Annotated in this window: 30 protein-coding genes; 12 read left to right on the top strand and 18 right to left on the bottom strand. The window is 43.8% G+C overall.

Features of this window, described 5'->3' with window-relative positions:
• The first annotated feature begins 1 nt into the window (after position 1).
• From F8L24_RS09550 to F8L24_RS09520, 7 genes are all read left to right on the top strand, one after another.
• Positions 2–2,065 (top strand): BspA family leucine-rich repeat surface protein, encoded by a 2,064-nt coding sequence (locus tag F8L24_RS09550; RefSeq protein ID WP_294955055.1) that lies wholly within the window; start codon positions 2–4, stop codon positions 2,063–2,065.
• Complete coding sequence (yidD, locus tag F8L24_RS09545) at positions 2,062–2,427, top strand: membrane protein insertion efficiency factor YidD (protein ID WP_294955053.1); 366 nt, start codon at positions 2,062–2,064, stop codon at positions 2,425–2,427. Before F8L24_RS09550 ends, yidD begins: the two co-directional genes overlap by 4 nt.
• Positions 2,402–3,424, top strand: a complete 1,023-nt coding sequence (pyrC, locus tag F8L24_RS09540; protein ID WP_294955051.1) for a dihydroorotase — start codon at positions 2,402–2,404, stop codon at positions 3,422–3,424. The genes yidD and pyrC overlap by 26 nt, the downstream gene beginning before the upstream one ends.
• Complete coding sequence (locus F8L24_RS09535; RefSeq protein WP_294955049.1) at positions 3,417–4,061, top strand: carbonic anhydrase; 645 nt, start codon at positions 3,417–3,419, stop codon at positions 4,059–4,061. Before pyrC ends, F8L24_RS09535 begins: the two co-directional genes overlap by 8 nt.
• 64 nt (positions 4,062–4,125) lie before the next feature.
• Positions 4,126–5,046, top strand: a complete 921-nt coding sequence (cysK, locus tag F8L24_RS09530) for a cysteine synthase A (RefSeq protein WP_294955046.1) — start codon at positions 4,126–4,128, stop codon at positions 5,044–5,046.
• Positions 5,047–5,631 carry an aminotransferase class IV family protein gene (locus F8L24_RS09525; protein WP_294955044.1) on the top strand — a complete coding sequence of 195 codons (585 nt, stop codon included), beginning with the start codon at positions 5,047–5,049 and terminating at the stop codon, positions 5,629–5,631.
• 20 nt (positions 5,632–5,651) lie between these two features.
• Positions 5,652–6,101 carry a hypothetical protein gene (locus tag F8L24_RS09520; protein ID WP_294955042.1) on the top strand — a complete coding sequence of 150 codons (450 nt, stop codon included), beginning with the start codon at positions 5,652–5,654 and terminating at the stop codon, positions 6,099–6,101.
• Positions 6,102–6,118: 17 nt separating this feature from the next.
• On the opposite strand, the gene F8L24_RS09515 is transcribed toward F8L24_RS09520, so the two are convergent.
• A complete protein-coding gene (locus F8L24_RS09515; RefSeq protein WP_294955040.1) occupies positions 6,119–7,021 on the bottom strand; it encodes a LysR family transcriptional regulator in 903 nt (300 codons plus the stop codon).
• 223 nt (positions 7,022–7,244) lie between these two features.
• On the opposite strand from F8L24_RS09515, the gene F8L24_RS09510 reads away from it, so the two are divergent.
• Genes F8L24_RS09510 through F8L24_RS09500 form a run of 3 tightly spaced genes read left to right on the top strand, consistent with a single transcriptional unit; the run spans position 7,245 to position 10,935 of the window.
• On the top strand, positions 7,245–9,311 hold the full coding sequence (locus F8L24_RS09510; protein ID WP_294955038.1) for a UvrD-helicase domain-containing protein: 2,067 nt from the start codon (positions 7,245–7,247) through the stop codon (positions 9,309–9,311).
• A 20-nt stretch (positions 9,312–9,331) separates the two neighbouring features.
• The gene (truB, locus tag F8L24_RS09505) at positions 9,332–10,174 is read left to right on the top strand and encodes a tRNA pseudouridine(55) synthase TruB (RefSeq protein ID WP_294955036.1); all 843 of its coding nucleotides are present in this window, start codon (positions 9,332–9,334) and stop codon (positions 10,172–10,174) included.
• On the top strand, positions 10,162–10,935 hold the full coding sequence (locus tag F8L24_RS09500) for a 4-(cytidine 5'-diphospho)-2-C-methyl-D-erythritol kinase (protein WP_294955034.1): 774 nt from the start codon (positions 10,162–10,164) through the stop codon (positions 10,933–10,935). The genes truB and F8L24_RS09500 overlap by 13 nt, the downstream gene beginning before the upstream one ends.
• Here the strand turns inward: F8L24_RS09500 and F8L24_RS09495 are convergent.
• From F8L24_RS09495 to F8L24_RS09475, 5 genes are all read right to left on the bottom strand, one after another.
• Positions 10,932–11,507: a hypothetical protein gene (locus F8L24_RS09495; protein WP_294955032.1), complete on the bottom strand. Its 576-nt coding sequence runs from the start codon at positions 11,505–11,507 to the stop codon at positions 10,932–10,934. The genes F8L24_RS09500 and F8L24_RS09495 overlap by 4 nt on opposite strands.
• A gap of 203 nt (positions 11,508–11,710) precedes the next feature.
• A complete protein-coding gene (locus tag F8L24_RS09490; protein WP_294955030.1) occupies positions 11,711–12,136 on the bottom strand; it encodes an Hsp20/alpha crystallin family protein in 426 nt (141 codons plus the stop codon).
• Positions 12,137–12,177: 41 nt separating this feature from the next.
• Complete coding sequence (locus tag F8L24_RS09485; protein ID WP_294955028.1) at positions 12,178–12,615, bottom strand: Hsp20/alpha crystallin family protein; 438 nt, start codon at positions 12,613–12,615, stop codon at positions 12,178–12,180.
• A gap of 123 nt (positions 12,616–12,738) precedes the next feature.
• Complete coding sequence (locus F8L24_RS09480; RefSeq protein WP_294955026.1) at positions 12,739–13,407, bottom strand: Crp/Fnr family transcriptional regulator; 669 nt, start codon at positions 13,405–13,407, stop codon at positions 12,739–12,741.
• A gap of 8 nt (positions 13,408–13,415) precedes the next feature.
• Positions 13,416–13,640: a VF530 family protein gene (locus tag F8L24_RS09475; protein ID WP_294955025.1), complete on the bottom strand. Its 225-nt coding sequence runs from the start codon at positions 13,638–13,640 to the stop codon at positions 13,416–13,418.
• Positions 13,641–13,720: 80 nt separating this feature from the next.
• Here F8L24_RS09475 and smpB point away from each other — a divergent pair, with 80 nt between their 5' ends.
• Positions 13,721–14,182 carry an SsrA-binding protein SmpB gene (gene smpB / locus F8L24_RS09470; protein ID WP_294955023.1) on the top strand — a complete coding sequence of 154 codons (462 nt, stop codon included), beginning with the start codon at positions 13,721–13,723 and terminating at the stop codon, positions 14,180–14,182.
• On the opposite strand, the gene F8L24_RS09465 is transcribed toward smpB, so the two are convergent.
• The 11 genes from F8L24_RS09465 to F8L24_RS09415 form a co-directional block, all read right to left on the bottom strand.
• A complete protein-coding gene (locus F8L24_RS09465) occupies positions 14,179–15,129 on the bottom strand; it encodes a hypothetical protein (RefSeq protein ID WP_294955021.1) in 951 nt (316 codons plus the stop codon). The two genes, smpB and F8L24_RS09465, sit on opposite strands and share 4 nt — an antisense overlap.
• Before the next feature lie 2 nt (positions 15,130–15,131).
• Positions 15,132–15,707 (bottom strand): hypothetical protein, encoded by a 576-nt coding sequence (locus F8L24_RS09460; protein ID WP_294955019.1) that lies wholly within the window; start codon positions 15,705–15,707, stop codon positions 15,132–15,134.
• 215 nt (positions 15,708–15,922) lie between these two features.
• Positions 15,923–16,282: a 50S ribosomal protein L19 gene (gene rplS, locus F8L24_RS09455; RefSeq protein ID WP_294955017.1), complete on the bottom strand. Its 360-nt coding sequence runs from the start codon at positions 16,280–16,282 to the stop codon at positions 15,923–15,925.
• A complete protein-coding gene (gene trmD, locus F8L24_RS09450; protein ID WP_294955015.1) occupies positions 16,272–16,967 on the bottom strand; it encodes a tRNA (guanosine(37)-N1)-methyltransferase TrmD in 696 nt (231 codons plus the stop codon). Before trmD ends, rplS begins: the two co-directional genes overlap by 11 nt.
• Positions 16,967–17,491 carry a ribosome maturation factor RimM gene (rimM, locus tag F8L24_RS09445; protein ID WP_294955013.1) on the bottom strand — a complete coding sequence of 175 codons (525 nt, stop codon included), beginning with the start codon at positions 17,489–17,491 and terminating at the stop codon, positions 16,967–16,969. The genes trmD and rimM overlap by 1 nt, the downstream gene beginning before the upstream one ends.
• A gap of 11 nt (positions 17,492–17,502) precedes the next feature.
• Positions 17,503–17,745, bottom strand: a complete 243-nt coding sequence (locus F8L24_RS09440; RefSeq protein ID WP_294955011.1) for a KH domain-containing protein — start codon at positions 17,743–17,745, stop codon at positions 17,503–17,505.
• Between the two features lie 5 nt (positions 17,746–17,750).
• Positions 17,751–17,981: a 30S ribosomal protein S16 gene (rpsP, locus tag F8L24_RS09435; protein ID WP_011980061.1), complete on the bottom strand. Its 231-nt coding sequence runs from the start codon at positions 17,979–17,981 to the stop codon at positions 17,751–17,753.
• Between the two features lie 271 nt (positions 17,982–18,252).
• A complete protein-coding gene (gene ffh / locus F8L24_RS09430) occupies positions 18,253–19,611 on the bottom strand; it encodes a signal recognition particle protein (protein ID WP_294955007.1) in 1,359 nt (452 codons plus the stop codon).
• Between the two features lie 184 nt (positions 19,612–19,795).
• On the bottom strand, positions 19,796–20,446 hold the full coding sequence (locus F8L24_RS09425) for a porin family protein (RefSeq protein WP_294955005.1): 651 nt from the start codon (positions 20,444–20,446) through the stop codon (positions 19,796–19,798).
• A 167-nt stretch (positions 20,447–20,613) separates the two neighbouring features.
• Positions 20,614–21,351 carry an RluA family pseudouridine synthase gene (locus tag F8L24_RS09420; RefSeq protein ID WP_294955003.1) on the bottom strand — a complete coding sequence of 246 codons (738 nt, stop codon included), beginning with the start codon at positions 21,349–21,351 and terminating at the stop codon, positions 20,614–20,616.
• A gap of 58 nt (positions 21,352–21,409) precedes the next feature.
• The gene (locus F8L24_RS09415; protein WP_294955001.1) at positions 21,410–21,694 is read right to left on the bottom strand and encodes a DUF167 domain-containing protein; all 285 of its coding nucleotides are present in this window, start codon (positions 21,692–21,694) and stop codon (positions 21,410–21,412) included.
• A 130-nt stretch (positions 21,695–21,824) separates the two neighbouring features.
• On the opposite strand from F8L24_RS09415, the gene F8L24_RS09410 reads away from it, so the two are divergent.
• Positions 21,825–22,127, top strand: a complete 303-nt coding sequence (locus F8L24_RS09410; protein ID WP_294954999.1) for a glycine zipper domain-containing protein — start codon at positions 21,825–21,827, stop codon at positions 22,125–22,127.
• Positions 22,128–22,188: 61 nt separating this feature from the next.
• Here the strand turns inward: F8L24_RS09410 and waaA are convergent, their stop codons facing one another.
• Positions 22,189–23,358 carry a lipid IV(A) 3-deoxy-D-manno-octulosonic acid transferase gene (gene waaA / locus F8L24_RS09405; RefSeq protein WP_294954997.1) on the bottom strand — a complete coding sequence of 390 codons (1,170 nt, stop codon included), beginning with the start codon at positions 23,356–23,358 and terminating at the stop codon, positions 22,189–22,191.
• Positions 23,359–23,369 lie beyond the last annotated feature (11 nt).

Raw genomic sequence — 23,369 nt, 5'->3', positions numbered from 1 at the left:
AATGGTAAGACATATTACTTTATATCATCTTCTTGTCACCGGATTAATGGTGCTGTCTGTTTCCCCCGTGATTTTATCGGCTGCAGATACAGATGATTATGTCATAAAGATCAAAACAGACAATACCGGTGCCTCCTCCGATACACAGTTCACCGTTCCTGTGGTACGTACCAGCGGTGCAGGATATAACGTGGACTGCAACAATGACGGCATAGACGAAGCAACAGGTATTACAGGAAACAACAGTTATACCTGCAATTATCCGGCCGCCGGTACATACACCATCCGTGTCAAGGACAATAACGGCAACAAAAAAGGTTTCAAACGCATACGTTTCTATGTCAATGCTAGCACACAGACAGATGTTTTAAAGCTCTTAAGCATAGAACAATGGGGAACTGCGATCTGGAGCAGTATGGTTCAAGCCTACCGGGGGGCAGACAACCTTGCTGTCAATGCTACTGACATTCCTGACCTTTCCAAAGTCAGCAGTCTTCGGCAAATGTTTCAGGACTGTACCCAGGTTAACCCCGATGTGTCAAACTGGGACATTTCCCATATTACCAATCTCTCTTCCATGTTCCAGGGATGTACAGATGCGGCACCGGATGTAAGTACCTGGAATGTTTCGCAAGTCACCAACATGACTGCAGTATTTCGTGCAACAGGACAGGCAGATCCCGATGTCAGCAACTGGGATACTTCAAAGGTTACCAATATGAGTCATATGTTTCAAGCGGCTTCTTCCGCAAACCCGGATGTCAGTCATTGGGACACATCCAGCGTCACTAAAATGAATCATATGTTCTACGGTGCCGGCATTGCAAATCCTGATGTCAGTCACTGGAATGTCTCGCAGGTCACTACCTTCTATGCTATGTTCCGCAATGCTATACAGGCGAACCCGGATGTCAGCAACTGGAATACTTCCTCCGCAACAACATTCAACCGGATGTTTTCAGGTGCAGCCATAGCCGACCCGGATGTTAGCAACTGGAATACCGCTAGTGTCACTAACATGGCATACATGTTCAATCATGCTTCTACCGCAAACCCAGATATATCCCGATGGGATACCTCCAGCGTCACAACCATCAACAATATGTTCTTTGAAGCAAGTGCTTTCAACCGCTCTTTGGGACCATGGGATATCAGCAACCTTACCAGTGCGAAAAACCTCTTTAGAAATACCGGTCTCACTGTAGCAAACTATGACGACCTCCTGATCAGCTGGAGTCAAAAAAGCATACAAAACAACGTTACCCTCTCATCAGATGCCCAGTATTGCCAAGGTGACAATGCAAGAACATCCCTGATTGACAATAACGGATGGACCATTAAAGACGGCGGTGCAAACTGTGTTCCCTGTGCCGACATGACACTGGCATTGACCGCATACAACTGGAGAACCGTCAGTTTCCCCTGCGATACAGGCAGTAACGATATAGAAGCGCTTCTGGGTACGTCACTTGGTACTTACGGTGACAGTGCCGACTGGGTTATGTATGAACAGGTCGATACAACAGGAAGCAATAGCCACGATATGCGTTTGATGGAAAGCGGTGATACCGTCAGTCCCGGCAAAGGATACTGGATCATCACCGCCCTGGATAAAACCATGTCCATAGATACAAGTTTAAGCGGATTGGCATTTACAACAGATGAAGATGATGCTGCCTACGGAGTAGACGGCTCAACCCGCTCCCCTCTTTTCAGCAGGGTCAAACGTATCAACTTGCCTGCAAGCAGTGATACACATCAGCAAAACTACCTCATCGGCAATGCATTTCCACTTAAAATATCGATCAGCAACCTTTTCTTCAGCCATCATACAAATTCCAGCGGTACCTATAATGAATGGGCCGACAGTTCCAATGATTCCTACCGCGATGCAACACTCTATATCCACAACAGCAGCGGAACAACATCAACGGGATATGAAGCACGTACGGCGGGAACACCCGGTTTTTCCCATGAAATACAACCAATGGAAAGTGTTTTCCTTAAACTCAAAAAAAACAGCGATACATTAAATAACTATTTGCTCCTGCCAAACCAAAAATGAAAAAGAAAAATTTTTATACTCTTCCCATCAAAGGCTATCAATATATTTCCAAAATGCTGCCGGCGAACTGCCGGTACTATCCTACCTGTTCCGAATATGCCAAATGGCAGTTCGAATTCAATGCCCCGCATAAGGCACTGGCGGCAAGCACCCTTCGTATTTTGCGCTGTAACCAGCTTTTTGCCGGCGGCATAGACTACCCAGTAGTCATCTTTGCACCCCCCAAACAGAGCACTTTACGCAAACTTAATGCAATATGTGGCAAAATGAAGATTATTTACTGGTTCGTACCCAAAGATACGGAACGGTCCCACTATTATGTTATAAAGGATTTTGATGCCATCAACCATAGTAACACTTGATGCTCCCCTCGATATGCACCTGCACCTGAGAGATGAAGTAATGCTCCGGAACATTGCCAAGGCAAGTGCTGCCACATTCAGCGGTGCACTCATTATGCCCAACCTTGTTCCTCCTGTCAGCAGCAAAGAAGCACTTCTTGCCTATAAAAAGCGTATCACTGAAGCCATCGGAGAAGAGCACTTCACTCCCTACATGACCCTCTTTTTCAAATCGGAATATGACCGGGCTTTCCTTGAATCAGTCAGGGAAGAACTCACAGCTATCAAACTTTATCCCGCCGGGATCACTACCAATTCCCAGGGAGGTGTCAGCGGATTTGATATCGAAGCACTGCGCCCTTCACTTGAAGCAATGAGCGACTTGGAGATTCCTCTGTGCATCCACGGGGAAACCAATGGATTCGTCATGGACAGAGAAGCTGAATTTGTTTCTATTTATGAAAAACTGGCATCTGCATTTCCCAAACTCAAGATCATTATGGAGCACATTACCACCAAAGAGAGTGTTGCAGCACTGGACAGATTTGAAAATCTTCATGCAACGATCACCGTACATCATCTGCTGATCACTCTTGATGATGTGGCAGGCGGTATGCTTCAGCCTCATCTTTTTTGCAAACCTATTGCCAAACGTCCCCAAGACAGGGAAGCCTTACTTAAAGTTGCATTGGAAGCACACCCGAAAGTTATGTTCGGTTCAGACTCTGCCCCGCACCCCAGACATGCCAAAGAGACATGCGGATGCGCTGCCGGTGTCTTTACCGCCCCCATCGCGCTGCAATTGCTCACAGAGCTTTTTGACACACATCGGTCATTGGAGCATATTCAGGCATTTATTTCGGGGAATGCCCAGAAGATCTATGGCATAGCACCGCTTTCCAAAAAAGTGATACTGGAGAAAGAACCTTTCCGTGTGCCGGCTGAATATAACGGTGTCGTACCTATGTATGCCTCGGAAGAGATCGCCTACAGCATTAAAGGAGTCAGACATGGATAGTCGCTTTCAAAACTTTGAAACCGGACACGAAGCTTTCAGGAAAATCGCTTTTAACAAAAATAAAGAGCGTTTCAGAAAACTGGTGGAGGAAGGCCAGCAGCCCAAAGCACTTTTTATCGGCTGCAGTGATTCAAGGGTCATGCCTGCCATGATCACGAATTCCAAACCCGGAGATCTCTTCATTGTCAGAAATATAGGCAACTTTGTTGCACCGTTCAATCCCGATGCGGATTTTCATGCTACCGCTTCTGCCATAGAGTATGCTGTCAGCATTCTTGAGGTTTCCGACATTATTGTCTGTGGACACTCCCACTGCGGTGCCATTGCCGCACTCTACAAAGAAATTGAACCGACCCAGGAAAACATACATACCATCAAATGGCTTGAACTCGGGCAGGAAGCAAAGAAAGTGGCGCTTCTTGCACATAGAGAAAGTACAACAGAAGTCCTGCACTGCTATACGGAACAAATGTCCGTCATCTACCAGTTGGACAACCTGCTGACCTATCCGGCTGTAAGAAAACGTGTTGAGGACGGTACACTCTTCCTTCACGGCTGGCACTACAACCTTGAGGACGGCACCATAGAATCGTATGATGATGAAAACTTTGAATTTAAACCATTAAGCCAAAAGTAATAATATAGTATCATTTTGCATAATACTGTTCGGGTTCTGCCCGATATACCTATGAGGAGTACCAATGATCGCCAACAGCATCGAAGATCTTATCGGCAATACCCCGCTTGTAAAGATCAATTCCCTTTCCAGAGAAACAGGGGCTACCATTCTGGGGAAATGTGAATTCATGAATCCTACCTCTTCGGTCAAAGACAGGATCGCATTCAATATGATCAATGAAGCAATGAAACACGGCCACATTACGCAGAAGAGTACTATTATTGAACCTACAAGCGGCAATACCGGCATCGGTTTGGCTGCGATATGTGCAGCCAGAGGCTTGAAACTGATCCTGACGATGCCTGACTCCATGAGTATCGAACGGCGCAAACTTCTTGCCTATCTTGGTGCGGAACTGGTGCTGACACCTGCTGCAAACGGTATGAACGGTGCCATTGAGAAAGCCGATGCCCTCGCAAAGGAGATTGACAATGCAATTGTTCTGCAACAGTTCAACAATACGGACAATCCGGATATTCACCGCAAAACCACTGCCCCGGAAATTCTGAGAGATACAGGCGGAAAAGTTGACATTTTTGTAGCAGCGGTAGGAACCGGAGGCACACTTACAGGAACCTCCGAAGTACTCAAAGCGGAAATCCCCTCACTGCAAGCCATTGCGGTCGAACCGGAAAACTCCGCAGTACTTTCAGGCAGGGCAGCAGGTGCCCACAAGATACAGGGTATCGGAGCAGGCTTCGTACCCGGCATTCTCAACACAGAAATTTACAATGAAGTCATTACCGTCAGCAATGAGGACGCCTTCAACATGGCACAAAAAATAGCAAAAGAAGAAGGGCTGCTTATCGGTATTTCTTCTGGAGCCAACCTTTATGCCGCCTCTCTTGCAGCGTCTCGTCCTCAAAACAAAGGCAAAGTGATCGTTACTGTTCTGTGTGATACCGCAGAACGTTATCTCTCTACCGAACTCTTTGACATTTAAATGCATTCCTCTCTTCTGCTTGAAACCATAAAAGCCGAAGACGGGGAAATACTGAATCTCCCCTATCACCAGAAACGATGTAACCAGAGCAGAAGCTCCCTCTTGGGGACACAGGACACACTTGATCTTTCCCTGCTTATAAAGCCCCCCAGAAAAGGACTTTACCGCTGCCGTGTCATCTATGATACACATATACGTCATATCGAGTATCTTCCTTATATTCCAAAAGCAATACACTCACTGAGGGTTGTTTCCTCTGCATTGGACTACAGCTACAAATATGCAGACAGAACAGGTTTTACTATGCTTTTGGAAGAGAACAGGGATGTAGATGAGATCATCATTGAAAAAGAGGGACTGCTGACCGATACCACTATCTCCAACATTGCTTTTTATGACGGAAAAATATGGGTGACCCCCCAAACACCCCTTCTGCACGGAACGATGCGAGCGAAACTCCTTGATGAAGGATTCCTTACGGCAAAAGACATTACAAAAGAAGCATTGCCCGGCTATACACAAGTAGCTTTAATGAATGCTATGATAGGATTTAAGATCCTAAACCACTTCAACATTCAAACCTAAACGTATCCAAAAGGAATATGATGACAATGAACCTTTTTCAGACTTCGCAGTACAGGGCATTGATGGAAGACCATATTACAAAAACGATCTCCTATCTTTTTGAGCAAAACCAGGAATTTGCCATTGCCTGTGAAACACAATATATTACATTCGATCCCGAGCTGCCTTCTGCCATTGCCGAGAGTTTTAATGAAACCGTACTTTTTGTTCTAAGCGGATATACTTATGAAAGTGCCAAGATCGAAGGAAGCGACTTTGTTTTTGAGGCAGGGTTCGGAAGTGAAAATTTCGGTGCGATTGTGCGGGTTCCGCTGCTTGCGATCAAACAGCTTTTTGTAGAAGACCATCCCATGGTTATCAACCTTGCCGAACCGATACGCCTGCAAAAGAAGGAGGACAAAGCAAAAAGCTCCATGGAAGCCCTGCTGAATAACCCTGAAAACAAAAAACTCCTCAAAAAGAAGCACTAAAGGCTTCTTTTGATGCTTTAACAACGGCCTGCCAAAATATAATCCACCACATTGTCAACATAGGCATTGTGTTTATTCTCTTTGGAATACACAATGTAGAATTTACGCATCATCGTATATCCTCTCAGTCTTGCCTCAAAAAGATCTCCGCTGGCTACCTCATCGGCAATCGCATGTCTCGAAATAATGGAAACAACCGGTTTCTCAGTATTTTTTTTACTCTTCTTGATCGTTTGAAGCACTGCCGTTGTATTGCTCACTTCGGAGACCACTTCAAAACTCTTGCATGAAACACCAAGATCTTCAAACACTTCAGAAACCACTTTTCTGGTATGAGAAGCCTCTTCTCGGCATACCCATCGGTAATTATACAGTTCTTCTGTTTTAAGTATTTTGGGTATCTGCACATTACTGACAACAACAAGTTCATCTTCAATCCACTCTCTGTAGATCATGTCATTATCGATAACAGGCGACTCGATCAGTCCGACATCGAGCTTTCTCTCTTTAAGCTTTTCAATAATATTGACACTGACATCGATACTGAGGTTTACATCATTGTGAATCGTTTTGCTCATAGCGTTGAGGCACTCACCAGGAATGACATACGTTCCAATAGTATAAGAAGCTCCCAGTCTGAAAGTCATCTCTTTATTGATGATCTTCAAAATATCTTTTTCTGCCGAATGGATTTCTTTTTCCAGTCTTGTAGCAATTTTATAGAGTTCTTCGCCTTCCGGTGTCAGTTTGATACCGTTCTTTTTTCTTTCAATGATTTTTACAGCCAAATATTTTTCAATAAATTTAATTTGCTGTGTGACAGCAGGCTGAGAAATTCCCAGTTTTGCCGATGCTTTTGAAAAGCTTCTCTCACGGGCAACCGTAAGAAATGTTTCCAGTTTTACAAAATCTTTTAGCATTATGTTTCCTTATTGTATTAATTTACACAATTAATTATTACAGCAAATTATAACAAAGTTTTCTTAAGTAAACATAAGCTGATCTTATTAATATTATATTAACTTTTTTTCACATATCCCCTTCATCTGACAAGAAGTATTTACCCTGTTTTACTCAGATATTTTGGGTTAAAGATAAAACGCTATAATAGAAACTATATATACAGGAGAGTAACCAGCCCCCATGGAACAGATACTGAATGAACTGAATCCCTCACAGCGCAGCGCAGTAGAGCACATTGACGGTGCCCTTCTGATATTGGCAGGTGCGGGAAGCGGAAAAACAAAGACGCTGACAACCAGACTTGCCTACCTGGTAGGTGAAGTCGGTATCGACCCGGCAAACACTCTGACGCTCACCTTCACCAACAAGGCTGCAGCAGAGATGCGGGAGCGGGCATTGAAACTGATGCCAAATACCGTTTCCTATCCTCCGCTTTTATGTACTTTTCATAAGTTTGGCCTGCTTTTTCTAAAATTTCATATTGAAAAACTCGGACGGAATAACAATTTTGTGATTATCGACAGTGATGACAAAAAAAGACTGTTACGCTCCATTGCCAAAGAACTCAAGATCGACCTGAATCTCTCTTTTATCACTTCAGAGATATCCAAATACAAAAATTCTCTGCTCACCCCTGAAGTAGCCATTCAGAAAGCCGAGCTGCCCGACTACAAAAAGGTCGCAAATATCTATGCGCAGTATCAGGCCAATATCGAAGAAAACAATCTTGTCGATTTTGACGACCTTTTGATGCTGACATATAAGATACTCGATGAAAATGAAACACTGAGAAAAGAAACCAGCAACCGCTACAAATATATCATGGTCGATGAATATCAGGATACAAACGAACTGCAGTTCCGTCTGCTTGAACATCTCTGCTGCGAACATGACAACCTTTGTGTTGTGGGTGATGATGACCAGAGTATCTACGGCTGGAGAGGTGCGAATATCAGAAATATCCTCGAATTTGCCGACCGTTTCGCGCATACAAAAACCGTTAAGCTCGAAACGAACTACCGTTCTACAGAACCCATTCTCAAAGCAGCCAATACACTCATTGAACACAATTCCAAAAGACTGGGCAAGAAACTGGTTTCACACAAAGGCAAAGGCAAAGAAGTCAAACTGCTGCACTCTCTCGATGAATCCATGGAAGCCAAGGCGATCGCCCATCAGATACACGACCTCATCGACAGCGGTGCCGATCCGGATGAGATTGCCGTGCTGTACCGTATCAATGCACTTTCCCGCTCCCTTGAAGAAGGCTTCAGTAAAGAAGGGCTTGCCTTCAAACTCATCGGCGGCATGCGTTTCTATGAACGTGCCGAGATCAAAGATATCATTTCATACTTCAGGGTATTGGCAAATCCGCATGACGACTTTTCACTCATGCGTATTATCAACAAACCCAGACGGGGCATAGGCAAAGCTTCTATCGAAAAACTGCAGAAAGCTGCTTTTGATGCCCATCTTTCACTCTATGAATACATCGAGCAGAGTCTCAGCGGCAAACTGCCTAATGTCGTCAGCAAAAAAGTTTCAACCGCACTGGAAAAGCTGCTTGAAGATATCTGTGTACTGAGAGAAGAAACCCAAAATGCTTTGGGCAACTTCATTACCCTGTTCGAAGAACGCATCAAACTGAAAGATCATTATGCAGCGATGGTGGACGGTTTCGACAGGCTCCTGAACATTGACGAATTTTACGGCTATTTCAGGGATGCCGTTATCAAAAACCCCGATCTTACCCTTGATGAATTTCTCAATGACATTTCCCTGCAGAGTGATCAGGACCAGATAGAAGAAAATGCTATTACCATTATGAGTATCCATGCCGCCAAAGGACTGGAGTTCGAACATCTCTTTGTCATCGGACTTGAAGAAGAATTCTTCCCTCTGCTGGGAGAAGGCAGCAATATGGAAGAAGAACGGCGTCTGGGCTATGTTGCCATCACCAGAGCCAAATCCGACCTGACCCTCTGTTATGTTGACAGCCGTTTCTACAAGGGCCGCCGCAAGATGATAGACAAAAGCCGTTTCCTCGGAGAAGCCGGCCTTATCCAGGATGCATCGCTCAAAATCACCAAACAGGCTGCATACAAAAAAGGAGACCTTGTCAAACACAAGATCTTCGGTATCGGGCGTGTACAGGCCGCTAACAAATCAGGCAGGGAATATAAACTCCTTATCAATTTTGGCGGAAACAAGAAAGAAATATTGAGTTCTTTCGTTCAATCGATTTAACCGTAAGGTGCGGGAGAAAAATGAACCGTCTTTTCGTCGTCAACAAACCCATCTTTCGTACTTCTAACGGCTACATGGGTTATGTCAAAAGAAAATACCATACAAAAAAGGTAGGTTTTTCCGGTACATTGGACCCTTTTGCCACTGGCTGCCTCATCGTTGCGACCGGGCAGTACACCAAACTTTTCCAGTACCTTGACAAAACACCCAAAAGCTACAAAGCCACACTCTGGCTCGGTGCGAACTCTCCGAGTCTGGACATAGAAAAAGTAGATTCCATCCGGGATGTGACCCCTCTTCCCCGGGAACACATAGAAGAGGTACTGCACACCCTCAAAGGTGAACTGACCTACTATCCCCCGAAATTCTCTGCCAAGAAGGTCAACGGGAAGCGGGCATACGAACTGGCACGCAAGGGCAGGGAGATCGATCTCAAGCAGATCACTTCGACCATTGATGACATTAAACTGATCAACTACAACCATCCTTTCATCCATTTCGAAGCCACCGTCAGCGAGGGCACCTACATCCGAAGTCTCGGAGCTCTCATCGCCGACCAACTCGGAGTCGATGCGACACTCTCATCCCTGCATCGTATTCATGAGGGAAAATTCCGTTATGACAATGAAAAAGCCCTTGACCCGTTTATCCACCTTGCCATTCCTTCCAATGTCTATACGGGTGATGAAGACTATTTGGAGTTGGGCAAAAAACTTTCAGTGGACTATTTCGAACAGAAAGAGAACGGCGTGTATCTCATCAAGACAGCTCACTTTTTTTCGATCATCGAAATTGCAGAAGGCAAGGTCAAATACCGCTTCAACCGCATACCAAAATTCGAGGAGGATACATGTACCGTATAGACGCGCATGCCAAAGTGAACATTTTTTTGAAGATCACCGGATATGAAGACGGCTACCACACCCTGGTCTCACGATTTATGAGAGTAGATGATCTTTACGATACCATCGAATTCATCCCCTGCGAATGTGACAGTTTCACTCTGGAGGGATGCGAAGGTATACCGCTTGAATTCAACACCATTTACAGGGCTTACAAAGCACTGCATGAAACTACTGGGAATGATGCAGTCATCAATTTTTTCAGGAAGCACAAGGTGGCCGTCACCAAACGCATACCGAGCCAGGCAGGCCTTGGAGGCGGGAGCTCAGATGCCGCTGCATTCATGCGCCTGGCCAATGAAGTATGTTCTCTCTCGATTCCGACGGATGCACTGGCGGAAACAGGAAGCAGGATCGGTGCGGATATACCCTTCTTTGTCTACAATTATCCTTCCGCCAACGTCAAAGGTTTCGGAGAGATCGTACAGCCTTTTGAAGAACCGACCCTGCCGCTGGAACTCTTTACGCCTAATATCAGATGCAATACCGCTGAAGTCTACAAAACCTATCACAAATATCTTTTGAGGACTATAAACCTGACATCATTCTTCGGATGGGAAAACATGGATTCAAGAACACTTCTCAAGCTCATTGCAAATCCCCTCGCCCTCAATGACCTTTATCCCGCTGCACTTGCTGCCTATCCGGAGCTTGAGACTTTGGATACCAAAGGCTGGTTTTTCAGCGGGAGCGGAAGTACTTTTTTCAGGCCCAAAGATTAAGTTGCATTCGTAATGATCTGATCCCTGATCTCTTTGGCCGTATGGCCGCTCTCTTCATCCAACTCGCCGACAAGATCGGCACGGATATAGACCGTCAGCTTCGCCAGTGCCTCTGAGAGAATATCTTCATCTTCCATACTGACATGCCTGTCCTCCGCGATCATTTTGTCGAAAATATCCAGAAAATGTTCATACTCTTCCAACACTGCCGGCGAAGCAAATATGGCCAGACGGTGTGTATGGAATTTCAGCTTTGTCAGATCGTCTGAGGTAATATTTTTATGAAGTACCATCTCTTCGATGGTATCGATGAGCTTCTGGTAAGTTTCCGTTTTCAATTCGATAAACTTGATACTCTGCTCTTTCCCCAGCTCGACAGAAGTTTGTTTATTCAGGAGCAGTGCCGTGATCAGAATGGTTGCAAGCGTTCCAAGGATGATCAGTATGATCTCCTGGGTAAACGGCATTTTGTCACTCATATGGTAAGCAAGGCGGAGAAAGAAATACCCTCCTATAAACACAAACGCACTCATCAGCATCATTACTTTATTGTCTTCAAACCATTTTTGCATGCGTCGTTGTCCTTAGGGGGAGAGTATTGAAGGTAGTATAGTATTTTGTCACTTAAACTGTTTCTTGCCTTCACGGCTTCGCTTACGCTACGACCGTTCCGGTTTCGACACTCTTGTGCTGGCCTTCACGGCTTCGCTTACGCTACGACCGTTCCGGTTTCGACACTAAAAACGTGAAGCAGTTCACGTTTTCTTTACGTGTCTCACTTGACAGAAATGCTTTTTGCTTTTCTGGATTCCTCTTTCTCGAGGGTAATATAGAGTCGTCCATCTTCATATTTTGCATCCACCTTGTCTTTGTCGATACCTTCGGGAAGGACGAATGAACGCGAGATCAGACCGAAGTTGCTCTCGCAGAGATAATAATCCTCTTTCTTCACCTCATTCTTCATTTTACGCGTCGCTTTGACCGTCAGGATATTGTCTTCCACCTGCAGTTCTATGTCATTCTTGTCCACACCCGGAAGATCAATCTCTATGCGGAAAGCGTCATTCCCTTTTTTGGCAAGGTTGGCAAAAGGAAGATGGCTGGCCACATTGGCAAAACTCTCTTTTGCGACTTCAAGTCCGTGTTCTACTTTTTCTTCTACTGTATTCGCTACTTCTTTAGCTTTGTTTACTACATCCATTGTTGACTCCTTTCATATTTTATATTTGTTTCATTCTTTTTTTATTTGATCTCTATCTTTTTTGGTTTTTTCTCTTCTTCTTTGAGTTTCGGGATCACCACTTCAAGCACCCCATCCTTTGATTCGGCATGAATGTTCTCTACGTCCACTTTTTCGGGGAGAGTGAAACTTCTTGAGAATTTTCCATAGGCACTCTCTACTTTGTAGTAGTCTTCTTCTTTGACCTCGTCCTTCATCTTTCTCTCACCGGAGATGGTCAGAACATTGTCTTCCGTGGTAATCTCGATATCTTCTTTCTTGATACCGGGAAGGTCGATCTCCACATAGTAGGCATCCTCCCCCTCTCTCGTATTCACTCTCGGCACAAAAGAGGCAATGGCACCCTCTTCTCTTGCCACATCAAAATTCTGCATCAATGAATTGAACAGATCAAAACTTTTTTTTGCTTCGTTATATGGATTGTATCTTGTAATTAACATTTTTGACTCCTTACTATTTTAAACTCTTAGTCTTATTGACTAAATCTAAAAGAATTATAAAAGAGATTGGGGGAATCTGAATGCAACTTTAGTTGCATTTTTACAAAATTCGGGACAGAAATACTAAAAAAGGTTGATTTTGTCAAGAAGCTTTCTGGCATCAAGAATTTGGAGTTTTTTGTTCTTCACCTCAATGACACCATCTTCTTTAAGCGCTTTGAGATGCCGTTCGACCACATGACGTACCGTGCCTATAAGCTTGGCAATCTCGGTATGGGAAAGTCCCTGAATAAGATTGTATTTCATGATATTATTGGGGTCAAGGTTCTGCAAAAGGAGCTTGATGAGACGTTCTGAAGTACTGTAGAGAGAAAGGTCCGTTGCCAACTCTTCCATCTGGCGCATCTGCTGGGCCAGATAGGGGAAGAATTTGCTATTGAACTCCTTATTGGTGCTGATGAGCTCTCTGACGAATTCTATAGGCATCTGAAGCACTTCGCTCTCTTCCAGTGCTTCATACATAATATCATGTTCCTTACCGTCAAGCAATACGATAGTATCGAACATATCACCTTCACGAAAAATGAAGATCGTCTGCTCTTTGGCATTCTTCAGGTTCAGCTGGTAACTCTTGATCTTCCCTCTGAGCACAATGTAAAAGTAGTGCATCAGTTCACCCTGCGTGAAAAGCGTTTCGCCTTTCTTGAACAGGATACGTTTGGTATGGCGGCTGATCTCGCCGACGGTCATCTCATCCAAACCGGAGAAGGGAAGCAACTCGTATTTTGACATCTCTTCTCCTATTTCACGATTGCATTAACATAAAGATTTTCCACTTTCGTACGCGCCCAGGGTGTTCTGCGAAGGAACTTCAGACAGGAGTTGATTGAAGGGTCATGTTTGAAACAGCGGATATTAATACGCTCCCCCAGTTCATCCCAGCCGAATTTATCTACCAGTTCATTGAGTATCTGCTTGAGCTTGATGCCGTGCAGCGGGTTGTTCCTGTGTTCATTCTTTTCCATGTGACATCATAACATGATTACATTCAAAGTGTTTGAATATTGTATGCTATAATTCGGGAAAAATAGCACAAAGGCAGACATTGGCCATCAATATCGTAGCACAGAATAAAAAAGCCAAACATGATTACGAGATACTCGAAAAATTTGAAGCAGGTATTGTACTGCAGGGAAGCGAGGTTAAAGCACTGAGGGCCAGACGTGCCAATCTTGCCGATGCCTTCTGCCGCTTTATCAAAGGTGAACTTTACCTCATGAATGCCCATATTGCCCATCTTGAAACAGCCAACAAATACTTTACTCCGGATACCCGTACCCCCAGAAAACTGCTGTTGCACAAGAAACAGCTTGAAAAGCTCTATGTGAAAGTGCATAAAGACGGCCTGACCATCGTACCTCTGATGATCTATTTCAATGAGCGAAACTACGCCAAAGTGAGCATTGCCATTGCCAAAGGAAAAAAACTGCATGACAAGCGGGCTGATCTCAAAGCCAAAACACTCGACCGGGAAGCCAAGTCGGCGATGAAGAACCGCTCGTATTAGAGTGATCTTGCCTGGTGCTGTGCGGGCACAGCCCCTTGCGATCTCTTCTCTTTAAACTTTCGATACCTCGAAATCCGTTCTCCCTTTTTCTTTTTCCGATCTGCTCTTTTTTGTTTCAACTGCTGCTGTCTGTTCGGTTCAAAGGCACGAAGCTCTCTCAACTGTTGATAGGCAGGCACTCTTTTGTACCCGATAAATTTATAGATCAGCAGGCGTGTCTGCTTGAGAAGCCACTGCAGACTGCGCTGTACAGGGTAATGAAAAAGTTTTCCAATCGTTTCTTCGAACCAGGTAAAAAGAAACCGTATTTTTTGATACATCCAACGGATACTGCCCGTAAGAAAAGGTACTTTCTCCAGCAAAGCCAAAAGCCATGAAAAGATCACAACTTCAATGACGGGCGCAAGCCAGCTTCCCCAGATATAATCAGTGAAAAAATAGAGGATAGAAGTACCCGCTTTCAACGCCACGGCCAGCAGGAAACTCCATATTTTTGCTACAAAAACTTTGAATGCCAACATCGTACCCATGAATTTTCCCACATAACCCAGCGAACCCAGAAAGGCGAACCCTGCCATAATTTTTTTGCTAAGGGAAAAGGACATAAAATTCTTTTTGATATGACTTGAAAGGCGTTTCAGGTCCAGAGCGATATGGTTTAGAAAGTGTATCTTGAAATGATAGGTAAATACACGTTCAATCAGGTAGCGTTTTCCCAATCCTGTTGCAGAAAGGAAGAGGATTTTTTTGAGAAAGATCTTAAGAATGAACTTGCCCTTGACAAGAAAAAATGCAGTCAATATGGCGACGAGGTTCTCTTTGGAAAAGGCATAAAAATCCAAGATCCACTGCCTGAGTATCTCACGAACCGGGTTGATTTCAACCATAAGCCCTGTAACAATGACCAGTGCTGTAAAAAGCCAGAACCAGACCGGACGTTTTCCCATCGTTACTGCTTCAATAGCTGTTTCATGCTGCGGTAAAGTTTTTTCATGTGCACAACAAAAGGGGATTCCCGGGAAAAATATTGTATTTTAACTGCCCTGATCCAAACTTTGATGCGCTCTTTCATCCCCCTGATCTTTGTCATCGTATCACGATAGATATCCAGGGTCTTGATCCAGTCTATGAAAGCCATGATCTTCCCGTAAATCCACTTGAACCAGCCAAAGCGCATCAGTTTGTCTTCGGTCACACGGAACATCCAGAAGGTGAAGGCGGCAATAGGAATCTTGAAAAGGTAAAGTACAAGCCCTGTAAGCACATGCCCGCTGACGAACATATACCCCGCATACACTCCAAAAGCCTCCACAAAGGCCAGCATCACCACGAAAATGACCAGAATGACATAGCGGTTAACCGCATGCAGCTTCGCTTCCACTTTCTGCAGAATCTTCAGCGAATGTACATACTTGTAGACAGGATAGGCGACCCCCTCCCATATGATCTCTTCAAAGAGTATAAAGATGATGACCAGCAGCAGTTGCAGCAGTGTTATGATTTTCTGTTTCATAGTTGATAACATGCCAATAAGATCCTCAGTATATGTTTGGAAAAAATATTATAGCTGATTCTGATAAGTTTGGATATTTATCAAATTGAAGAAAGTTGTTAGAATGTAATAGAAAATAGATGATTTTGTTCGAATTGTATGCAGGTTTGTGGGTTTGGGTAAGGGAGTTTACGTAAGTAAATGACCGCACCCATCCCACAAAGATGCGTGCAAGTCGGGCAAAAGGACTATTTTCTACGCAGTTCTTTGATTCTTGCGGCTTTACCTTTGAGCTCTCTAAGATAGAACAGCTTCGCTCTTCTTACTCTACCTTTTCTAAGTACTTCAATGCTTTCAATGGAATCTGAGTAAAGCGGGAAGATTCTCTCTACGCCTACGGAGTTCGCTCCCATTTTTCTTACCATGAAAGTTCTGCCTGTACCCTGACCTCTGATCGCGATACAAAGACCTTCATAATTCTGAACTCTTTCTTTACTGCCTTCTTTAATTCTTACGGCTACTCTTACAGTGTCACCCGCTCTGAATTCGGGAATATTTCTGTTTTCCAACTGTGCTTTTTCAAAGCTTTCAATGTATTTATTTCTCATTGGTTATACCTTTTTTGTATAAGTCTGGTCTAAAAAACTTTGTTTTGCACAAAGCCAACCCTCTTTTTAAGTCCGTGATTTTACTATGATTACCCTTTAAGAACTCTGAAACAACTTCATTATTTTCATAATTCAGCGGTTTCGTGAATGAGGGGGCTTCCAGCAGTGAGGACTCAAAGCTTTCTACTTCAAGGGAGACACTGTTTCCCAGCACCCCTTTCACGTTTCTTGCAATAGCGTCACAAACCACCATACTTGCCAGCTCTCCGCCAGTCAAAATGAAGTCACCGATGGAAAAAAGCTCATCGGCATATGCTTCTATCACACGTTCGTCGATTCCCTCGTAACGCCCGCTGACAAAAACGATATGTTTCTTTTTCGCCAAACGTTTTGCATCATTCTGCTGAAAAGGTTTTGCTACCGGAGAAAGGAAAACAATATGCGCTTCGGGAGAGTCACTCTTTATCTTTGAAAGCGTGTCCATCAACGGCTGCGGTGTCATGAGCATTCCCGCCCCGCCACCGATCATCGGTGCATCCACACGCCTGTGTTTGTCTGTAGTAAAATCACGGGGATTGTAAAAGTCAATGGAAATCTTCCCGTCATCGACAGCACGTTTCAGGATAGAGTCGGAGAAATATCCCTCAACGATATTGGGGAAAAGTGTGACAAAGGAGAAACGCATCAACTTGCCTTTAAAATGTCTTTGGCATCCTGCGTATAGACGGTTTTTGTTTCTTCATCCGTTTTGATCACATAACGGTCGATATAGGGGATCAGGAAATTTTTGGGAAGTCCGCTGTCTACCAGCACTTTATCCGTCTTCACTGAAAGATAATCAACATCCGCCAAACGCTGAATATCATCGACCACACCCAGTACCTCATCATCCTGCTTTACCGTACAGCCGATCACGTCGAACCAGAAATGCTGTCCTTTTTCAAGAGTACAGTTCTTTTTGGTCTGCGTTTCATCAGCATAAAGTTTTGTATTGGTCAGTTTTTTGGCCGCATCGATACTCTCATAGCCCTGGAAACGAATGGTACCGCGTTTGAAGTTGATGTCAGAAATAGTCAGTTCGCCACGGCTGCTATGATAGCTGTTTCCCACTTTGAACTGTTCTGGAAAATCCGTATGAAGATGGAATTTCAAGTCACCCCACAGTCCTACGGTCCGCCCAATCTGAGCGATAAAAAATTTTTCATTCATGGCGTTCTGTCTCAGCCTGCCGCTTTGACATTGACACGGTAGTTTTTACCGCCTTTTGCTTTACAGCCGGAGATGACTGTTTTGATGGAATTGATCATTCTTCCCTCTTTGCCGATGAGTTTACCAATATCTTCACTGTTCGCAAAAATAGTGATCTCATCGAAACCTTCATCCACTTCTTTGATCTCCAGAGAAATATCCTCCGGATTGTTCACGAGAAGCTTGGTATAGGCAAGAAGAAAATCTCTGACCATTAAAACTATTTTTTACCTGCAAGTCTTTTGACAGTCGGGCTCATTTGTGCACCTACAGAAAGCCAGTAGTTCAGTCTTTCTTCGTCAAGTGTCAGCTCTTTGTTTTCAGATACCGGATTGTAGTGACCGATCGCTTCGATCCAACCACCATCTCTTCTTTTTCTGCTGTCTGTTACTACGATTCTGTAAAACGGCTTCTTTTTTCTACCCATTCTTGTCATTCTGATCATTGTCATATTCTATCCTTAATAATATTTTTCTTTTGCTTGCGTATGTCCCGAGGAAAAGCCATACACTTCTGTAACAAGTTCTGACAACTACTTTTTAATGACGTAAAGTACTCATCAAAACTTTGTAAATTCTTTTGGAACGCGATTTTACCATAATAGATATAAATTTTTTATTAAAATCCAAAAGATACAGGTTTACCGCTCCGATCGTACTTGCTGTGCATAGCAAAATCTTTTCATCCTGCCTCTGTTACCATCGGACAGACAGGCGGCGTATCTATCGTGTCATGCCGGGAAAACCGCCGCCTCCCTGCATCTGCTTCATCATATCCTGCATTTGCTTCATACCGCCCTTGCCCGACATTTTCTTTGCCATCTTAGCAGCGGATTTGAACTGCTTCAGTACGCGGTTTACATGCATTTGCTCCAGTCCGGCACCCTTTGCCAGTCTTCGCTTTCTTGTATTGTTCAGCAAATCAGGGTTCTCCCTTTCTTTGGGTGTCATGGAAGAGACCATCGCTTTGATCATTTTGATCTCTTCGGAATTCTCAAGGTCCATATCACCAATCTGCTTTGCCATGTTGCCCATTCCGGGAATCATGCCCATAATGGATTTCATGCTTCCAAGCTTTTTCATTTGCTCCATCTGATCGAGGAAGTCATTAAAATTGAACTGGCCCTTTTTGATCTTCTGCGTCATACGTTTGGCTTCTTTGGGGTCTATGGCCGCTGCTGCTTTTTCTGCAAGTGATTCCACATCTCCCGCACCCATCAGGCGACTGACGATACGATCAGGGATGAACTGCTCAAGATCAGGCATTTTTTCACCCGCACCGATGAAACGAAGCGGTACGCCTACCTGCTGTGTCAGACCAAGCGCTACACCCCCTTTGGAATCACCATCGAACTTTGTAAGGATCACACCGGTAATACCGATCTTGTCTTTAAATGTCTGCGCCGTTCTGACTGCATCCTGCCCTGTCATTGCATCAGCCACATAAAAAAGTTCATCAGGATCAGCAACTTTTTTCACTCCGGCCAATTCATCCATAAGTTCATCATCGATCGCCAGACGACCGGCTGTATCTATGAGGACGACATCATAAAGCTCATCTTCCGCTTTCTTTAATCCTCTTTTGACGATCTCTTCAGGTTTTGCATTCTCATCGGCTACCAGATCAACATCGATCTGTGAAGTGATCTGCCTGAGCTGCTCAACCGCAGCAAGTCTCTGAAGGTCTGCTGCAACAACAAGCACTTTTTTCTTTTTCTGTTCTTTGAGAAAGTAGGCCAGTTTTCCGGTAGTAGTTGTTTTACCAGACCCCTGAAGACCGATCATCAACACAACAGTCGGAGGCTTGGATGCAAAGGTAAAACCCTTTGGTGCACCTTCTATGGTCAAAATATCAGTCAGTTTGTCCTGAAGCGCTTTAAGGAAACTGTCTTTCCCCACGCCGTTCTTTTTCGTTTCCAGCTCAACACTGCTGATAAGGTCTTTCACTACCTTATGATGAACATCTGCTTTGAGAAGTGATTTTTTAAGCTCTGTTGTCGCTTTCTTAAGTGCTTTCTCATCATCGTGAAAACGGATTTTGCCTATGGCATTTTTAAAACTGTCGGTTAATGTATCGAACATTGTTTATCACCCCTTTAATAGGATATAAAAATTAAGAATTTTAATATTTGATTGATGCGATTTTATCTAACTTGGGCTTAAATGCCTATGGCTGTTAAAAGTCATCTCTGTAAAATAAGTATGAAGAAAATATGAAAAAAGTGAAGAGAGCAACATTCCGCAAACTGCGGAATGTTACAGTAGATTAAAACTTGTAAGTTACACCTACGTTGATTGTATAGATGTCACCATCTACATCTACATCAGTACCTGTTGGATCCCATGTAACACTGTCTGGTGAACCAAGGTTGACATAATCTGCAAAGATGAAGATATTATCAGTCACACCGAATTCAGCACCAAGCCCCCAAGAGAACTCATCTGTATCCCAATAGTAACCATTATTCGCATCTGTATCCAATGTTGTTGATGCATAACCAAGCAATGCATATACATTAAATGCATCAGTTACCGGATACATTGGTTTTACATAGATTCCCCAGCTTGAATAATCACCTGAAAGATCTCCTTTTATACCCAGATAGTTTTGGCTTGCACTCCATGTTGCATCACCCACACCGATCCAGTATCTACCTTCAACAGCGATATACTCATTGAACTGGTATCCTGCCTGTAGCAGTATATTGTCTGTTTCTGCTTCAAGATCAATATTGGCATTGTTGATGTTATCCATCGTCTGATCCAAATAACCGTAACCAAGACCAAGATAGAATGTACCTGTTGATTCAATTACTGGTGCTTCAACTACTGGCTCTACCGGTGCGATATCCCCACCCGCTACTGCGAATGTACCCATGGCAAAAATTGCTGCTAATGAAAGAGTTAATTTTTTCATTGTAATTCCTTTTTATTTTTAATATTTACACAAACTATTATATCAGTATACATTTACTAATGTCAAGTTTTTTAATGAAAGTAAAACAGATTTGTTGTTTTTTTGTTTATTTTATCATTTTGAGATATGGTTTTGGTAAAAAATGATAATACAAAATGTCTTGTCCGCTATTTATATCTCGCAATATCTTTGGGCTCTTTGGCATTGAACTCATAATCAAGTATTTTCATCTTTGCAGAATGCAGCAAAATGCGTTTGGCCTGTGTTTGGCTTCCGTACTGTTCATCCCCTATAACAGGGTGTCCTGCATGTGCCAGATGTACTCTGATTTGATGGGTTCTTCCCGTACTGATTTCAATATGCACTTTGGATTTTTTTCCCTGAATCTCTTCCGGAGTCACGACTGTATGTGCTTTTTTTCCCCGTACCGGATCGATCACAGAGAATGCCTTGCCTTTTTTAATGGTAAAAATAGGTTCATCTATTTCCATCTTTTCATATACGACACCATCTACCCATGCTACATAATGTTTTTCCACACGCCGATTTTTGAACTCACCGATAGCACGTTTGATAAAGGCTTCATTCCGCCCCAGCAGGAGCACACCTGAAGTATCTCTGTCCAGTCTGTGCAGCAGTTCCGCCCCAGCTATGGCATCCTGGATTTCATAACTGTCCACCTGTGCAGGTTTGTTCACAGCAATGATATCTTCATCTTCGTAGAGTATTTCTATATCCTCAGGATATTCGATCCGGAACTTCGTTTCCGTACTGATCTCTGCTCTCGCGATCTTGACCTTGCGGTCATCTACAAAAACAAGCCCTCTGTCTATTAGCTCTTTTGCTTTGTTGTTCGAGATACCCTGCTGCTGCGCCAGTATCTTGTATGCTTTATCTGTTGCCATTTTTGTCCTTATTTTGAATCCATCATAATTTGTACCGGTGCTATCAGGAAACAGCAGCCTACATTTTTTCAAGCCATGTTTCAAATAGGTCAGTGAGTGGGAATTCAACTATTTTAATTTTACTGTTCTGTCCTGATTTGAAAATTATATCACTTTTGGGGACTTTAAAACTTTTTGAAAGGAATTTCACCAGTTCTTTGTTTGCCGCACCTTCAACCGCAGGTGCTTTGATACGTATTTTAATAGCCTCGTCTCCATAGATTTCACAAAATTCATTCTTGCTTGCCGCAGGCTGTGCTTTGATGCGCAGACTGACTTTTGTCTCGTGAATTTCATAAAACATGCTGTTGTCCTTGTGATATTTTTGCTAACAATAGCAAAAAATACTTAACATCCAAAAAAAAAATGAACATCCAGCTGCATTTTATGCTACAATTAAAATGTAACTAAAAGAAAAAACGGAGGTAATTTCAATGAAAAAATTACACACGGTGATATTAGCTGCAGCCGGAGCATCGATGATTGCACTGACAGGCTGTGCCTCAACAGGAACAAGCAAAACAACCGATGGTGCACTGATCGGCGCGGCCGGCGGTGCATTACTCGGACAGGCAGTTGGTCACAATACCGGATCAACACTTGCGGGTGCTGCGATCGGCGGTCTTGCAGGTGCAGCGATCGGGAACAATGAAGAGAAAAAAGACCGAAGATACTACAGAGATTCCCGCGGATACACTTACTATGTCGGGAATGACGGAAGACGTCACTACCAATAAATGCTTTGGCAGGCTGTCCTGCCGGCAGCCTTTCTCCTTAAACCGCTTTTGGGAATTGCTTCTATAACATTTTTTTGATACTTTGAACAATAGGAGATAGATCTGTACGCACTTTGATCTTTGTCGGTTTCAGCTGGGCATACTGCTGTACTCTTCGGGCAAGGTTGGAAGCTTCGACGACAGCGATCCCTTCTATGGCCGAAAAAATATCTCGCTGGTTAAAATAGTACTTTCCCGAGATGATCCTGCATCCGAACTGGGCCGCTTCCGCTGCATTATGCCCTCCTATAGGTTCAAACGCACCCCCAAGAATCACGAGATCAGAAATGGCATAAAGGTTGACCAGCTCGCCCAAAACATCAACCAGCACAATATCGCCTGTGAGTGTCTGGTTCTCAGAATATCTTTGCATACAGAGGGAATGCTGTATTGCAAAATCATTAGCCAAATGGCCTACTTTGTCAAAACGTTCCGGATGTCTTGGAACCAGCAGCAGTTTTACATTTTTTTCTTCTTTCTTCAGAGACAGATAGGCCTGAAGGATCAATGCTTCTTCCCCCTCATGCGTACTTGCCCCGCAAACAAGCATTCCCGCAGGTTTTTTCAACTGTTTTGTCGGTATAGGAAGCTGTGAAAGTTTGATATTGCCTGTAACCCTCACATTTTTTGCACCCAATGACTCCAGTCTTTCTTTGTCCTGGGATGTCTGCGCATACACTTCATCGATATGTCTGAATATCTGTTTATAAAGCCATGTCATTTTTCGGTATTTTGGGAAAGAGCGATCACTCATACGTGCATTGACAAGCAGGGTTTTGGCACCGCCTCTTTTGGCCAGTGCAAAAAGCAGATACCAAAACTCCGCTTCCATGACCACCAGAACCTTTTGGGGCCTCATCCAGACAAAAAGCAGCGGTTCGAAGGGAAGGTATCTTGATTCTTCCGTATAAGCAGAGATGGCTTCAAATCCGGTCTGCGTTGTGGTACTCATACGCAAAGCCTCCTGCGGCAATGCGTCCACCAGAGGCTTGATCGCTTTGGCTTCTCCGAAACTGCAGGAGTGAAACCAGATGCCGTTTGCCTTTAGCGGAGGATTGTTCCATAAAAAGAACCGTGCCGGAATGGATCGTTTGTATTTTTGTTTAAAGGAAAAAAGAAAAAGGAATGGGAGTGCAATGAGATACAGGAGAATGGAAACAAGGGAATAAAAAAGAAAAAAGAGTCTATCCACAATGCCCCCAT

The organism is Sulfurovum sp., from assembly GCF_015493435.1.
Lineage (GTDB): Bacteria > Campylobacterota > Campylobacteria > Campylobacterales > Sulfurovaceae > Sulfurovum.
Note: the sequence above shows the minus strand (reverse complement) of the source record. Positions and strands in the feature narration are given on the sequence as shown.

Coding starts and splice junctions, on each gene's coding strand:
- F8L24_RS09490 (WP_294955030.1), bottom strand. CDS start 12,136: ATGGATGTAGTAAACAAAGCTAAAGAAGTAGCGAATACAGTAGAAGAA.
- rplS (WP_294955017.1), bottom strand. CDS start 16,282: ATGAGAAATAAATACATTGAAAGCTTTGAAAAAGCACAGTTGGAAAAC.
- F8L24_RS09495 (WP_294955032.1), bottom strand. CDS start 11,507: ATGCAAAAATGGTTTGAAGACAATAAAGTAATGATGCTGATGAGTGCG.
- yidD (WP_294955053.1), top strand. CDS start 2,062: ATGAAAAAGAAAAATTTTTATACTCTTCCCATCAAAGGCTATCAATAT.
- F8L24_RS09520 (WP_294955042.1), top strand. CDS start 5,652: ATGACAATGAACCTTTTTCAGACTTCGCAGTACAGGGCATTGATGGAA.
- F8L24_RS09485 (WP_294955028.1), bottom strand. CDS start 12,615: ATGTTAATTACAAGATACAATCCATATAACGAAGCAAAAAAAAGTTTT.
- F8L24_RS09460 (WP_294955019.1), bottom strand. CDS start 15,707: ATGTTATCAACTATGAAACAGAAAATCATAACACTGCTGCAACTGCTG.
- F8L24_RS09415 (WP_294955001.1), bottom strand. CDS start 21,694: ATGTTTTATGAAATTCACGAGACAAAAGTCAGTCTGCGCATCAAAGCA.
- truB (WP_294955036.1), top strand. CDS start 9,332: ATGAACCGTCTTTTCGTCGTCAACAAACCCATCTTTCGTACTTCTAAC.
- F8L24_RS09440 (WP_294955011.1), bottom strand. CDS start 17,745: ATGGTCAGAGATTTTCTTCTTGCCTATACCAAGCTTCTCGTGAACAAT.
- rpsP (WP_011980061.1), bottom strand. CDS start 17,981: ATGACAATGATCAGAATGACAAGAATGGGTAGAAAAAAGAAGCCGTTT.
- pyrC (WP_294955051.1), top strand. CDS start 2,402: ATGCCATCAACCATAGTAACACTTGATGCTCCCCTCGATATGCACCTG.
- F8L24_RS09410 (WP_294954999.1), top strand. CDS start 21,825: ATGAAAAAATTACACACGGTGATATTAGCTGCAGCCGGAGCATCGATG.
- F8L24_RS09500 (WP_294955034.1), top strand. CDS start 10,162: ATGTACCGTATAGACGCGCATGCCAAAGTGAACATTTTTTTGAAGATC.
- trmD (WP_294955015.1), bottom strand. CDS start 16,967: ATGCGTTTCTCCTTTGTCACACTTTTCCCCAATATCGTTGAGGGATAT.
- F8L24_RS09525 (WP_294955044.1), top strand. CDS start 5,047: ATGCATTCCTCTCTTCTGCTTGAAACCATAAAAGCCGAAGACGGGGAA.
- cysK (WP_294955046.1), top strand. CDS start 4,126: ATGATCGCCAACAGCATCGAAGATCTTATCGGCAATACCCCGCTTGTA.
- rimM (WP_294955013.1), bottom strand. CDS start 17,491: ATGAATGAAAAATTTTTTATCGCTCAGATTGGGCGGACCGTAGGACTG.
- F8L24_RS09535 (WP_294955049.1), top strand. CDS start 3,417: ATGGATAGTCGCTTTCAAAACTTTGAAACCGGACACGAAGCTTTCAGG.
- F8L24_RS09420 (WP_294955003.1), bottom strand. CDS start 21,351: ATGGCAACAGATAAAGCATACAAGATACTGGCGCAGCAGCAGGGTATC.
- F8L24_RS09465 (WP_294955021.1), bottom strand. CDS start 15,129: ATGGGAAAACGTCCGGTCTGGTTCTGGCTTTTTACAGCACTGGTCATT.
- F8L24_RS09425 (WP_294955005.1), bottom strand. CDS start 20,446: ATGAAAAAATTAACTCTTTCATTAGCAGCAATTTTTGCCATGGGTACA.
- F8L24_RS09480 (WP_294955026.1), bottom strand. CDS start 13,407: ATGTCAAAATACGAGTTGCTTCCCTTCTCCGGTTTGGATGAGATGACC.
- F8L24_RS09550 (WP_294955055.1), top strand. CDS start 2: ATGGTAAGACATATTACTTTATATCATCTTCTTGTCACCGGATTAATG.
- F8L24_RS09475 (WP_294955025.1), bottom strand. CDS start 13,640: ATGGAAAAGAATGAACACAGGAACAACCCGCTGCACGGCATCAAGCTC.
- F8L24_RS09510 (WP_294955038.1), top strand. CDS start 7,245: ATGGAACAGATACTGAATGAACTGAATCCCTCACAGCGCAGCGCAGTA.
- F8L24_RS09515 (WP_294955040.1), bottom strand. CDS start 7,021: ATGCTAAAAGATTTTGTAAAACTGGAAACATTTCTTACGGTTGCCCGT.
- ffh (WP_294955007.1), bottom strand. CDS start 19,611: ATGTTCGATACATTAACCGACAGTTTTAAAAATGCCATAGGCAAAATC.